General features: G+C 63.2%; 10 protein-coding genes. 9 read left to right on the forward strand and 1 reads right to left on the reverse strand.

Annotated elements, in window-relative coordinates:
• Window positions 1–28: 28 nt before the first annotated feature.
• The 3 genes from A462_RS04315 to A462_RS04305 are packed head-to-tail and all read left to right on the forward strand — an operon-like array spanning window position 29 to window position 3,469.
• A complete protein-coding gene (locus A462_RS04315; protein ID WP_008438720.1) occupies window positions 29–1,432 on the forward strand; it encodes an APC family permease in 1,404 nt (467 codons plus the stop codon).
• A gap of 8 nt (window positions 1,433–1,440) precedes the next feature.
• Window positions 1,441–2,469, forward strand: a complete 1,029-nt coding sequence (locus A462_RS04310; protein ID WP_008438722.1) for an ROK family protein — start codon at window positions 1,441–1,443, stop codon at window positions 2,467–2,469.
• The gene (locus A462_RS04305; protein ID WP_032899814.1) at window positions 2,450–3,469 is read left to right on the forward strand and encodes an SIS domain-containing protein; all 1,020 of its coding nucleotides are present in this window, start codon (window positions 2,450–2,452) and stop codon (window positions 3,467–3,469) included. Before A462_RS04310 ends, A462_RS04305 begins: the two co-directional genes overlap by 20 nt.
• 66 nt (window positions 3,470–3,535) lie before the next feature.
• Here A462_RS04305 and A462_RS04300 read toward each other — a convergent pair whose 3' ends face one another.
• A complete protein-coding gene (locus tag A462_RS04300; protein WP_008438730.1) occupies window positions 3,536–4,312 on the reverse strand; it encodes an AraC family transcriptional regulator in 777 nt (258 codons plus the stop codon).
• Window positions 4,313–4,523: 211 nt separating this feature from the next.
• Between A462_RS04300 and A462_RS04295 the strand changes: the two genes are divergently transcribed.
• The 6 genes from A462_RS04295 to A462_RS04270 all read left to right on the forward strand — a co-directional run bounded on the left by A462_RS04295 (window position 4,524) and on the right by A462_RS04270 (window position 12,403).
• Entirely contained in the window at window positions 4,524–6,140 is a 1,617-nt protein-coding gene (locus A462_RS04295; RefSeq protein WP_008438731.1) for an APC family permease, read from the forward strand.
• Between the two features lie 30 nt (window positions 6,141–6,170).
• Window positions 6,171–7,097, forward strand: coding sequence for a 4-hydroxyproline epimerase (locus A462_RS04290; RefSeq protein WP_008438732.1), 927 nt, complete (start codon window positions 6,171–6,173; stop codon window positions 7,095–7,097).
• A 38-nt stretch (window positions 7,098–7,135) separates the two neighbouring features.
• Entirely contained in the window at window positions 7,136–8,083 is a 948-nt protein-coding gene (locus tag A462_RS04285) for a dihydrodipicolinate synthase family protein (protein WP_008438733.1), read from the forward strand.
• Between the two features lie 179 nt (window positions 8,084–8,262).
• Window positions 8,263–9,834: an aldehyde dehydrogenase (NADP(+)) gene (locus A462_RS04280; RefSeq protein WP_008438734.1), complete on the forward strand. Its 1,572-nt coding sequence runs from the start codon at window positions 8,263–8,265 to the stop codon at window positions 9,832–9,834.
• Window positions 9,835–9,837: 3 nt separating this feature from the next.
• Window positions 9,838–11,097: an NAD(P)/FAD-dependent oxidoreductase gene (locus A462_RS04275; RefSeq protein WP_008438735.1), complete on the forward strand. Its 1,260-nt coding sequence runs from the start codon at window positions 9,838–9,840 to the stop codon at window positions 11,095–11,097.
• 214 nt (window positions 11,098–11,311) lie between these two features.
• A complete protein-coding gene (locus tag A462_RS04270) occupies window positions 11,312–12,403 on the forward strand; it encodes an alpha/beta hydrolase (RefSeq protein WP_008438736.1) in 1,092 nt (363 codons plus the stop codon).
• Window positions 12,404–12,406: the final 3 nt, after the last annotated feature.

Below are 12,406 nucleotides of genomic sequence, written 5' to 3' on the forward strand. Positions count from 1 at the left end.
TGTCACTCGATTAAGAGGTCGTTCCCCCATGAGCACGTTGACACCCGTCGATCCGGACTTGCCCAACGGCAAACGCAAAATCGGTCTGTTCCCCGCCATTACCCTGAACATGAGCCAGATGTGCGGTGTCGGGCCATTCATCACCATTCCCACCATGATCGTGATCATGGGCGGCCCCCAGGCTTACCTCGGCTGGATCCTCGGCGCCTTGCTCGCCCTGTGTGACGGGTTGGTATGGGCCGAACTCGGTGCCTCGCTGCCCGGCGCGGGCGGTACTTACAATTACCTGCGGGAAGCCTTCGGCAAGCGCACGGGCAAGCTGCTGCCGTTCCTGTTCGTATGGACGGCCATGTTGTTTATCCCGCTGATCATGTCCACCGGCATCATCGGCTTCGTGCAATACCTCACATGGTTCTGGCCCAACATGAGCCAGACCGCCGGCAACCTGATCGGCCTCGCCGTGATCTGGCTGGTGATCGTGATGCTGTGGCGCAAGATCGAGTCCATCGCCAAATTGAGCATCGTGCTGTGGGTGATCATGCTGATCAGCATTGGTGCGCTCATCGCCGCCGCCTTTACCAATTTCCATGCCGACCTGGCCTTCAGCTTCCCCGAGGGCGCCTTCAACCTCGGCGACAGCAGCTTCTGGCTGGGCATGGCCGGCGGCCTGACCATCGGTATTTATGACTACCTGGGCTACAACACGTCGGCGTACCTGGCCGGTGAAGTCGAGCAACCCGGGAAGGTGATTCCCAAGTCGATCGTGTTTTCGATCATGGGCATTCTCGCCATCTACCTGTTGATGCAAGTGGGTGTTTTGGGCGTGGTGGATTGGCACCGCATGCTCGACCCCGAATCCGCGGCCTACAAGTCCGTAGCCTCGGTCGTACTCAGTGAAACCTGGGGCAGCACTGCCGCCGGGATCGTCACCGTACTGATCTTGATCACTGCCGTCGCTTCAGTGTTTGCCGGGCTGCTCGGCGGTTCCCGGGTGCCGTTCGAAGCCGCAAAAGACAAGGTGTTCTTCAACGCCTTCAGCAAGGTTCACCCCAGGCACGCGTTCCCGACCTACGGCATCCTGAGCATGGGCCTGCTGACATCTGTGGGGTTCATGATTGGACGCCTGACTGACCTGAACACGCTGATTCAGCTGCTGACCACGGTGATGATCCTGGTGCAGTCTGTGGCGCAGATCATCTCGTTGCTGGTGCTGCGCAAGACCAAGCCGCACCTGGCCCGGCCTTACAAAATGTGGCTGTACCCGGTACCAGCGATTATCGCGCTGCTGGGTTGGGTTTATATCTATATGGCGTCCAACCATAACGCCCCCGGTGCTTACCCAATCCAGTGGTCGCTGGTGTGGGTAGCGGCCGGCAGCGTGGCCTATCTGCTGTGGGCGCGCGTGCAAAAACTGTGGCCTTTCGATAAGTGATGAGCGTTATGCACGAACCATTGAAAACAACGGGCGCTGCGGCGCCCCGGCAAGGGCTGCTGCTGGCGATTGATGTCGGCGGCACCAAGACGCAGGTCGCCTGCTACAACATTGCACACCCGCGCATGAACACGCGGATTCTCGCGACCCACGCCGACGGTTTATCCGGCGTGCCGGCACTGCAACGCATCCTGGATGCCGCCCATGCCTGTGTGGCCGAGTTCGGCGACCTGCCGGTGCTGAGCGTGGCGGCGGTGTTTCCCGGCGTGGTGCGCGGGCCCACCTTGCTGATGGCGCCCAACACCCCGGGCTTCGAACGCCTCGACCTGCAAGGGTTGATCGCCCAGGCGTTTGGCAATGCCCCGGTAGCCCTCGATAACGATGTAAAGGCCGGCGCCCTGGCCGAAGTCCGCTGGGGCTCGCTGGCCGGTGTCGACAACGCGATCTACCTGAACCTGGGCACGGGCCTTTCGGCGGCGGCGATTGCCAACGGCAAACTGATTCGCGGCCACAACGGCGCCGCCATGGAAATCGCCTACCTGCTGTCACCGTTTCTCGACCCAGCGCAGCCTGATCAGTGGCGTACCTATGAGCACGGTGGCGCGCCGCTGGAAGAGCTGTTTTCCGGTAACGCCTTGAGCGAGTTGGCGGTGCAGATGCTTGGGCACGGGCATCAGGCGCTGGACCTGTTTTCCAGCGTCGACCCGCAGGTACGCCAGGCGCTGGAGCTGCGGATCGCCGCGTGCGCCGTGCAAGTGGCCAACCTGGCGGTGGCGCTGGATGTGGAGCGCATCGCGATTGGTGGTGGCCTGTACCGCCAGGCCTCGACACTGGCGCCGATCCTCGAACAACTGATCCGCCGCGTGGTGCCCTTCCCGCCCACTATCGCCGCTGCGCATTTCACCCACGACGCACCGCTGTGGGGAGCCCTGAGCATGGCCATGGAAGCCGTCGGCTTGAACGCCATCGCGCAGCAGGTGCTCAACGCCGGCAACACCCTTTATCAGGAGTTGAGTCATGTCATTGATGCTCAGTGAAACCGCGTCGATCCCGACTATCCTGCAACGCATGCTTGATGATGACCGCGCCGTGCGCGCACTGGTCGCGCAGTTGGAAAGCGACTTGCCCGAACTGATCATCACCGTCGCGCGCGGCAGTTCGGACCACGCAGCCGCCTATTTCAGCTACGCGATGATGAGCCTGGTGGGCGTGCCCTGCCTGTCGATCCCGCTGTCACTGGCCAGCCTGCAACAACCGCCGCTGCGCCTGAAAAAATGCTGGGTGGCCGCCTTTTCCCAGTCCGGTAAAAGCCCGGACTTGATCGACAGCGTGAGGTATCTGCAACAACAGGGTGCGGCCTCGGTCGCACTGGTCAACACGGCGGACTCGCCACTGGCGGCCATCACCGGGCATGAAATCCTCTTGCCCGCCGGCCTGGAACAAAGCGTGGCGGCGACCAAAAGCTATGTAGCGATGTTAATGGCAAGCGCTCAAATCGTGGCCCGCCTGGCCGCAGATAACACCTTGGGTCAAGCGCTACTCTCGCTGCCACGGCAGATGAATGAAGCCGCGAGCGAGGACTGGTCACCGGTGCTCAACGTACTGCAAAGCGCCGACAAGATGATCGTGATCGGTCGCGGTGCCGCCCTGCCGATTGCCCAGGAAGCCGCGCTCAAACTCAAGGAAACCTCAGGCATTCAAGCCGAAGCGTTTTCCAGCGCCGAGGTCCGGCACGGGCCGATGGAAATCATTGAGGAAGGTTATCCCGTGCTGGCGTTCGCCCCTTCGGGCCCCGAGCAAGCGGGCACGCTGGCGTTCGCCGACGACATGCGCGCACGCGGCGCCAAGGTGATGGTAGTGGCGCCACGGGGCACCGCTTGTGCGGGATTGCTGCCCAGCGTTCCAACCGCGCATCAATTGCTGGAGCCGTTCACCATGATCCAGGGGTTTTACCTGATCGCGGCGCAACTGGCCGTGGAGCGGGGGCGTAATCCGGATCAGCCGAGGTTTTTGAAGAAGGTCACGCAAACCCACTGAGTCAGGGGGAAACCGCCCGGCGGGCGTTGGCCAGTGGCGATTGTACGTAGAAGATATCAATTAGAATCACTGCGCACTCGTCGCCTGCCGATACTGGCGCGGCGTAAACCCGGTCAACGCCTTGAACTGCCGGGTAAACGCACTGTGGTCGGTATACCCGCACTGCAACGCCACCTCAGTGATCGGCAGCTCGGTATGCAGCAGCCGGTGCGCATGTTCCAGGCGTACCTTCTGGATCATCTGGCGCGGTGTCAGGTGGAACACGCGCTTGCAGTAGCGCTCCAGCTGCGCCACGGAAATCCCGGCGATCCGCGTCAGTTCACCCAACGTGACCCGCCGATTGAAATGCGCCCGGATGTGCTCGTCCACCGCCGCCAGCCGTTGATAGGCCGGGTGGGTTTCGCTGGCGGTTTGCAGGTCGACCGAGATGCCCGCCAGGCCGATGATTGCAGCGTCGCGGCTGTACAGCGGCCATTTGTGGGTCAGGCACCAACCCGGCTCGCGGGTACCGTAGAGGTGCAGTTCCAACTGGTCTTCGAGGACAAATCCCTGCTCCAGCACCCGCCGATCCTGCTCGGTATAGCCGGGCCCCAACTGCGCGGGAAATACCTCGGCGCTGGTTTTTCCCAACAGCGGTTGCAAGTCCTTCAAGCCGCACCGCTGCACCAGGGTGCGGTTGGCCAATACGTAGCGCGCCTGCACGTCCTTGATAAAGATCGCGGCATTGGGAATCACGTCCAGCATCGGCAACAGCAACCCCACGCCGGCCAGTAATTCTTCGATGGTCTGTGGACGATTCGACTCGCTCCCTTGGCATAGGGTGGCGAACGCGCTCTGCATCATGACGCTCTCTCCTGCATTTTGCGGACAGGCCAGGCGCCCGGCGGGCGGTGCCTGGCGAGCAGATTGCCGCATGGCGGTGGCCCTGTCGAGCACTCGCAATTGTGCTGATTTCGTCATCGCAGCCTGCGCAAAACATCAATCGCGGCGCCGTCGATGGGTTCACTGTATGGCCACTGCATGCCTATCCAATAACCCACAAGAAGGCGCCGCCATGTCAGCCCAAGGCAAGTTCAAGAAACAGCTTTCATTGATCGACCTCACCTTTATCGGACTGGGAGCGATCTTCGGTTCGGGCTGGCTGTTCGCGGCCAGTCACGTCTCCGCCATCGCCGGACCGGCGGGGATTTTTTCCTGGTTGCTGGGCGGCTTCGCCGTGTTGCTGCTGGGCATCGTGTATTGCGAACTGGGGGCGGCATTGCCCCGCGCCGGCGGTGTGGTGCGCTACCCGGTCTATTCCCACGGCCCGCTGCTGGGCTACCTGATGGGCTTTATCACGCTGATCGCGTTTTCAAGCCTGGTAGCAATTGAAGTGGTCGCCTCGCGCCAATACGCCGCGGCGTGGTTTCCCGAGTTGACGCAGGCGGGTTCCAGCAACCCCACCGTCCTCGGCTGGTTCGTGCAGTTTGCGCTGCTCTCGCTGTTTTTCGCCCTCAACTACCGCAGCGTGAAGACCTTCGCCATGGCCAATAACCTGGTCAGCGTGTTCAAGTTCATCGTGCCGCTGCTGGTGATCGGCGTGCTGTTCACCTTTTTCAAGCCGGAGAATTTCCACGCCCAGGGCTTCGCGCCGTTCGGCCTGTCGGGGATTGAAATGGCCGTGTCTGCCGGCGGGGTGATTTTCGCCTACCTGGGTCTGACGCCAATCATCTCGGTGGCCAGCGAAGTGAAGAACCCGCAACGCACCATTCCGATTGCACTGATCCTGTCGGTGCTGCTCTCCACTGCAATCTACGTGCTGTTGCAGACCGCTTTCCTCGGCGGCATCCCCACCGAAATGCTCGCCAACGGCTGGGCCGGCGTCGCCAAGGAACTGGCCCTGCCGTACCGCGACATCGCGCTCGCCCTGGGCGTGGGCTGGCTGGCGTACCTGGTGGTCGCCGACGCCGTGATCTCCCCCAGCGGCTGCGGCAATATCTACATGAACGCCACGCCACGGGTGATCTACGGCTGGGCGCAAACCGGGACCTTCTTCAAGATCTTCACCCGCATCGATGAAAAGTCCGGCATCCCGCGCCCGGCGCTGTGGCTGACCTTTGGCCTGTCGGTGTTCTGGACCCTGCCCTTCCCGTCGTGGGAAGCGCTGATCAACGTGGTGTCCGCCGCGCTGGTGTTGAGCTACGCCGTGGCGCCGGTATCCGTGGCCGCCCTGCGCCGCAATGCACCTGACCTGCCGCGCCCGTTCCGGGTCAAGTGGATGGGCTTGCTCGGCCCGCTGTCGTTCATCATCGCCGCGCTGATCGTCTACTGGTCCGGCTGGAGCACCGTGTCGTGGCTGCTCGGCCTGCAAATCCTGATGTTCGTGGTGTACCTGCTGTGCGGCCGTTTTGTGCCGACCCTGCACCTGAGCCTGGGCCGCCAGGTTCGCTCCTCCGCCTGGCTGATCGGCTTCTACGCCGTGACCATCATCCTGTCGAAGCTCGGCAGCTTCGGTGGCCTGGGCATCCTCGGCCATCCCTTCGACACCGTGGTCGTCGCCGCTTGCGCGCTGGGGATTTATTACTGGGGCGCGGCCACCGGCGTGCCGGCGCACCTGGTTCGCCTGGAAACCGAAGACGACGAAAGCGAAGCCCCTGAGCCCGACATCGGCCGAGTGCAGCTTGCTTCCTGAGCCTCAGCCAACCACTGGATGGATTGTTCTATGAAACGAGTGCACATCATTGATTCCCACACCGGCGGCGAACCCACCCGCCTGGTGATGACGGGGTTTCCCACGCTGGCCGGCGAGACCATGGTCGACAAGCTCGACGACCTGCGCACCCGGCATGACCAATGGCGCAGGGCGTGCCTGCTGGAGCCCCGTGGCAACGATGTACTGGTGGGCGCGCTGTATTGCGCGCCGGTCTCGGCCGATGCCACCTGCGGCGTGATTTTCTTCAATAACGCCGGCTACCTCGGCATGTGCGGCCACGGCACCATCGGCCTGGTTGCCTCGTTGCACCACTTGGGGCAGATCGCGCCGGGGGTGCACAAGATCGACACGCCGGTAGGCCCGGTGAGCGCCACGTTGCACGCCGACGGCGCGGTCACGTTGCGCAATGTGCCCGCCTATCGCTATCGCCAGCATGTCTCGGTGCAAGTGCCTGGACATGGCTTGGTCCACGGCGATATCGCCTGGGGCGGCAATTGGTTCTTCCTGGTTTCCGATCATGGCCAAGCACTGGAAATGGACAACGTCGAAGCCCTGACCGACTACACCTGGACAATGCTCAAGGCCCTCGAAGCCCAGGGCATCCACGGCGAAGACGGCGCCCTGATCGACCATATCGAACTGTTCGCCGACGACCCCCAGGCCGACAGCCGCAACTTTGTCATGTGCCCAGGCAAGGCCTACGACCGCTCGCCCTGCGGCACCGGCACCAGCGCCAAGCTCGCATGCCTGGCGGCCGACGGGAAACTCGCCGCCGGTGAGCCGTGGATACAAGCCAGCATCACCGGCAGCCAATTCGAAGGCAGCTATGAATGGGAGGGCGAACGTGTGCGCCCTTCCATCACCGGCCGCGCCTACATGACCGCCGACAGCACCTTGCTGATCGACGAACAGGACCCCTTCGCGTGGGGCATCTGAACCGCCCCCGCCCCTTCAATCAAACTGGAGCTGAAACAATGAATACCACTATCTTCACCGGTTGCATCCCTGCATTGATGACGCCGTGCACCGCCCAGCGCAAACCGGACTTTGACGCACTGGTCGCCAAGGGCCGCGAACTGATCGATATCGGCATGAGCGCGGTGGTGTACTGCGGCTCTATGGGCGACTGGCCGTTGCTGACCGAGGCCGAGCGCCAGGAAGGCGTGGCGCGCCTGGTGGCCGCCGGTGTGCCGACCATCGTCGGCACCGGCGCGGTCAACAGCCGTGAAGCCGTGGCCCATGCAGCGCATGCGGCGAAGGTCGGCGCCCATGGTTTGATGGTCATCCCGCGGGTGCTGTCCCGTGGCGCATCGGCGACGGCGCAAAAAGATCACTTTGCAGCCATCCTCAAGGCGGCGCCAAACCTGCCGGCGGTGATCTACAACAGCCCTTACTACGGCTTCGCCACCCGCGCCGACCTGTTCTTCGAACTGCGTCGCGAGTACCCGAACCTGATCGGCTTCAAGGAATTCGGCGGTGCTGCAGACCTGCGCTACGCGGCCGAACACATCACCTCCAAGGACGATGACGTGACCTTGATGGTCGGCGTGGACACCCAAGTGGTGCACGGTTTCGTCAACTGCAACGCCACCGGCGCAATCACCGGCATCGGCAATGCACTGCCACGGGAAGTCCTGCAACTGGTGGCCTTGAGCAAGAAAGCCGCCAATGGCGACGCCACTGCACGTCGCCAGGCGCGGGAGTTGGAGTCGGCGCTGGCGGTGCTGTCGTCCTTCGACGAAGGCTGCGACCTGGTGCTGTTCTACAAGCATCTGATGGTGCTCAACGGCGACAAGGAATACACCCTGCACTTCAACGAGACCGATGCCCTCAGCGATGCCCAGCGTCGTTATGCAGAGAACCAGTACGCGCTGTTCCGCCAGTGGTACGCCAACTGGTCGGCCGAGCAGAACGTCGCTTAAAAATACTCAAGGCAGCAAAGATCAAATGTAGGAGCTGTCGAGCTCCGGCGAGGCTGCGATGGGATCACTGCGGTGTACCTGCCAGACCGCAGCGCCTGCATCGCAGCCTCGCTGGGGCTCGACAGCTCCCACAGTGGATTCTCTTCGCCAAGCCAATCTTTACTTTCCAGGACTACGCCATGACTCTGACGGGCACCATGCTGATTGGTCAGCACTCCATTCCAGGCAGCCGCGAGGCCATCCGGGCGATCAATCCTGCCACCAACCTTGCGTTGGAACCCGCCTACGCCGGCGGCACCGCCGAACATGTCGAACACGCCTGTGCGTTGGCCTGGAGCGCCTTCGATAGCTATCGCGAAACGCCGTTGGCCGCTCGCGCCGAATTCCTTGAAACCATCGCCAACGAAATCGAAGCCCTGGGCGATGAACTGATTGAACGGGCGATGGCCGAGACCGGCCTGCCCCGCCCACGCATCCAGGGCGAACGCGGGCGCACCTGCCAGCAATTGCGCACCTTTGCCCGCACCGTGCGCGCGGGTGAATGGCTGGATGTGCGGGTGGATACTGCACAACCGGAACGCCAGCCGCTGCCTCGCTCGGACCTGCGTCAACGCCACATACCGCTGGGGCCGGTGGCCGTGTTCGGCGCGAGCAATTTTCCGCTGGCATTCTCGGTGGCGGGCGGTGATACCGCGTCGGCACTGGCGGCCGGTTGCCCGGTGATCGTGAAGGCACACGGCGCGCATCCTGGCACCAGCGAACTGGTGGGCCGCGCGGTGGCCCGGGCCGTTCAGCAATGTGGCCTGCCTGAGGGTGTGTTTTCGCTGTTGTATGGCTCGGGCCGCGAGGTCGGTATCGCGCTGGTGTGCGATCCGCGCATCAAGGCCGTGGGTTTCACCGGCTCGCGCAGCGGCGGTATTGCCTTGTGCCAGGCGGCCCAGGCGCGCCCCGTGCCGATCCCGGTGTATGCAGAGATGAGCTCGATCAATCCGGTCTACCTGTTTCCCGCTGCGTTGAGCGCACGCGGTGAAGCATTGGCACAAGGTTTTGTCGTGTCCCTGACCCAGGGTGCCGGCCAGTTCTGCACCAACCCCGGGCTGGTGATTGCCGTTGCAGGGCAAGCGCTGGACCACTTCGTCGGCACGGCTGCCAACCTGCTTCAACACAGCACTGCCCAGACCATGCTGACACCGGGGATCTTCAAGGCTTACGAAGACGGCGTCAGCGCCCTGACCCGGCATGCTCAGCTCGCAGGTACCGGTCTGCCGGCAGAAGGGCCGAACCAGGGACAGGCCCATTTGTTCGTGACCCAGGCCCGGGACTTTCTCGCCAATCACAGCCTGCAAGCCGAGATATTCGGCGCCACGTCATTGATCGTGCAATGTGCCAACGTCGATGAGGTCCGCCAGGTCAGCGAACACCTGGAGGGCCAACTGACCGCAACCCTGCATCTGGATGACGACGACCTGGCAACTGCCCGCGCGCTGCTGCCGACCCTGGAACGCAAGGCCGGCCGCCTGCTGGTCAACGGCTGGCCGACCGGCGTTGAAGTGTGTGATGCGATGGTGCACGGAGGACCATTCCCGGCCACCTCGGACTCACGCACCACCTCGGTGGGCACCGCCGCGATCCTGCGATTCCTGCGGCCGGTGTGCTACCAGGATTTCCCGGATAGCTTGCTGCCGACGGCCCTGCAACACGGCAACCCATTGCTGCTGCGGCGCTTGCTCGACGGTCAGAGGGAAGCCTAGAACATGTCCGATAACGTCATGCCAGACGTCGCCGTAGTGGGCGCCGGCATCATCGGCGTCGCCTGCGCGCTGCAACTGGCGCGCCAGGGCCGGCGGGTGGTCATCATCGATCAGCAGGAACCTGGCCACGGCGCCTCGTTCGGCAATGCCGGCCACCTGGCGACCGAGCAAGTGTTCCCCATCGCGGATGCGTCGATCCTGACGCGTTTGCCCGCCATGCTCATGGACCCGATGGGCCCGCTGCGCCTGGACTGGAAATACCTGCCGCGTGCACTGCCGTGGTTTACCCGGCTGCTGCTGAACCTGCGCCCGGCGCCCTTCCAGCGCACCGTCGCCGGGATCCGCGCGCTCAATGAAGGCAGCCTGGGCGCCTGGCACCGGCTGCTGGGCAGCATCGAGCGCCCGCACCTGATGCGCGAAGACGGCTCGTTGCTGGTCTTCGAGCGCGCCGAGTCGCGACAGGCCATTGATGCATTGCAGGCACGCATGAGTCAGCAGGAAGTGCCGGTGGACCACTGGCACGCGAGCGTGGTGCAGGACGCGGCGCCACAACTCAGCAAAGGGATTCAGGGCGGGTTGTTTTTTCCACGCACCGGGCATTTTCTCGATCCCTATGGGGTGGTTTGCGAGCTGATGGAGGCGGCCAAAGCCAGCGGGGTGCAATTTCTCAAGCGTCAGGTCGTGGGCGGGAAGCTGGACGAGCACGGTGTTTCATTGCGGACCGACCAAGGCATCGTGGCCGCGTGCCAGGTGTTGATCGCATGCGGTGCGCACTCAGCCAGCCTGACCGGCGCACTGACTGGCAAAAAGGTCCCGCTGGATACAGAGCGCGGCTATCACCTGATGTTGCCCCATGAGCATGGACGGTTGCCGTTTGCGGTCACGTCATTGGAGCGCAAGTTCATCATGACGCCCATGGACGGCGGATTGCGGCTGGCAGGTACCGTGGAGTTCGCCGGCCTTGATCGCCCACCGAACATGGAACGCGCGTGGCAGTTGCATCGACTGAGCCAGGGGCTGTTTCGTCGTGACTTGAGTGCCGAGGACGCGACGCCGTGGATGGGGTTTCGCCCTTCCCTGCCGGACTCGCTGCCGATTATCGACAAGGTGTGCAAGGGCAAGGTGCTGCTTGCCTTTGGGCATCAGCATCTGGGCCTGACGCAGGCTGCGGTGACGGCGGAGTTGATTGCACGGCTGGCATCGCCTGCGGCCGCGTCCAACGGGCTGCCGGCGCTTGAGCCCTACCGGCTGGATCGTTTCTGAGATCATCGGAAACGTCTTGCTACTGTTTCGCACTTTCGGCGATACAAGGCAGGTCATTATCGTGCATGACCTTACGGTTACGCTCCGTTGAGAACCTGCCTTGAACAACCACACCTGTATGCAGCCCCGTCCATCGATGCGCAGAACGCTCCGAAGCGTTGCTTGCGGCATGCTCGCCCTATTGCTCTGCACGACAGCCCTGGCAGAACCGGGCATGCCGCTTGGCCAGAAATCATTCGAAGCGTATCGCGCCGCTACCTTGCAATGGCTGCGGGACCATCGTGACTTCCAGGGCACCGACAAGGATGCCGAACTCAACTGGAACGCCCCGCAGGAATGGCGCCCGGCTGGTGCCCCCAAGCGCGGGATCATTCTCGTGCATGGCCTGGGTGACTCACCCTGGTCTTTCCACGATATCGGCAGCGCACTGGCCGCCCGCGGCTTCCTGGTCAGGACCGTGCTGCTGCCCGGCCACGGCACGCAACCGGCCGACATGCTGCAGGTACGCATGGAAGACTGGCGCCGGGTGGTGGACGAACAGGCTGCGATCCTTCGCGCAGAGGTAGGAGAAATCTACCTCGGCGGCTTTTCCACCGGCGCCAACCTGGTACTCGACTACGCCTACAAACACGACGACGTCGCGGGGCTGCTGCTGTTCTCTCCCGCGTTCCAGTCCAGCATGACCTACGACTGGCTGACACCCCTGATCAGTTGGGCGCGCCCCTGGCTGCTGGCGCCAGACGCCAGCCGGCCACAACAGAGCCTGGTGCGCTACATGACAGTGCCCACCAACGGTTTTGCCCAGTTCTACCGCAGCAGCCGGCTAGCCCGCCAGGACCTGGAGCGGCGCCCCTATGACAAGCCGGTATTCATTGCCGTCGCAGCCCACGACTCAGTACTCGATACGCACTACGTGCTGGAGACCTTCCAGCAACGCTTCAGCAACCCCCATAGCCGCCTCGCCTGGTACGGCGCATTGCCAGAGAGCGCCTGGGATACTCGCCGTGTAAAAGCGCGTACCGACTACCTGCCGGAGTTGCGGATCAGCCAGTTCTCCCACATGGGGTTGCTGTTCTCACCCGACAACGCTCTGTATGGCGAACAGGGCAGCCTGCGGTTTTGCTGGAACGGCCAGACGGACGACGCAACCCGCGCCTGCGAACAAGGGGCCGACGTGTGGTATTCGGACTGGGGCTACCGTGAGCCGGGCAAGATGCACGCGCGGTTGACGTTCAATCCGTATTTCACCTGGCAGCTTGGGGTGATTGACGAGGTCCTGGGCAAGCAGGACCTGGCGAGTCATTAAACG

This window comes from Pseudomonas sp. Ag1 (assembly GCF_000278565.1).
GTDB lineage: Bacteria > Pseudomonadota > Gammaproteobacteria > Pseudomonadales > Pseudomonadaceae > Aquipseudomonas.

What these genes read in the sequence shown, in the direction of transcription:
- A462_RS04300 (WP_008438730.1), bottom strand. Translation starts at nt 4,312, where the DNA reads ATGATGCAGAGCGCGTTCGCCACCCTATGCCAAGGGAGCGAGTCGAAT.
- A462_RS04285 (WP_008438733.1), top strand. Translation starts at nt 7,136, where the DNA reads ATGAATACCACTATCTTCACCGGTTGCATCCCTGCATTGATGACGCCG.
- A462_RS04315 (WP_008438720.1), top strand. Translation starts at nt 29, where the DNA reads ATGAGCACGTTGACACCCGTCGATCCGGACTTGCCCAACGGCAAACGC.
- A462_RS04310 (WP_008438722.1), top strand. Translation starts at nt 1,441, where the DNA reads ATGCACGAACCATTGAAAACAACGGGCGCTGCGGCGCCCCGGCAAGGG.
- A462_RS04275 (WP_008438735.1), top strand. Translation starts at nt 9,838, where the DNA reads ATGTCCGATAACGTCATGCCAGACGTCGCCGTAGTGGGCGCCGGCATC.
- A462_RS04270 (WP_008438736.1), top strand. Translation starts at nt 11,312, where the DNA reads ATGCCGCTTGGCCAGAAATCATTCGAAGCGTATCGCGCCGCTACCTTG.
- A462_RS04295 (WP_008438731.1), top strand. Translation starts at nt 4,524, where the DNA reads ATGTCAGCCCAAGGCAAGTTCAAGAAACAGCTTTCATTGATCGACCTC.
- A462_RS04280 (WP_008438734.1), top strand. Translation starts at nt 8,263, where the DNA reads ATGACTCTGACGGGCACCATGCTGATTGGTCAGCACTCCATTCCAGGC.
- A462_RS04290 (WP_008438732.1), top strand. Translation starts at nt 6,171, where the DNA reads ATGAAACGAGTGCACATCATTGATTCCCACACCGGCGGCGAACCCACC.
- A462_RS04305 (WP_032899814.1), top strand. Translation starts at nt 2,450, where the DNA reads ATGTCATTGATGCTCAGTGAAACCGCGTCGATCCCGACTATCCTGCAA.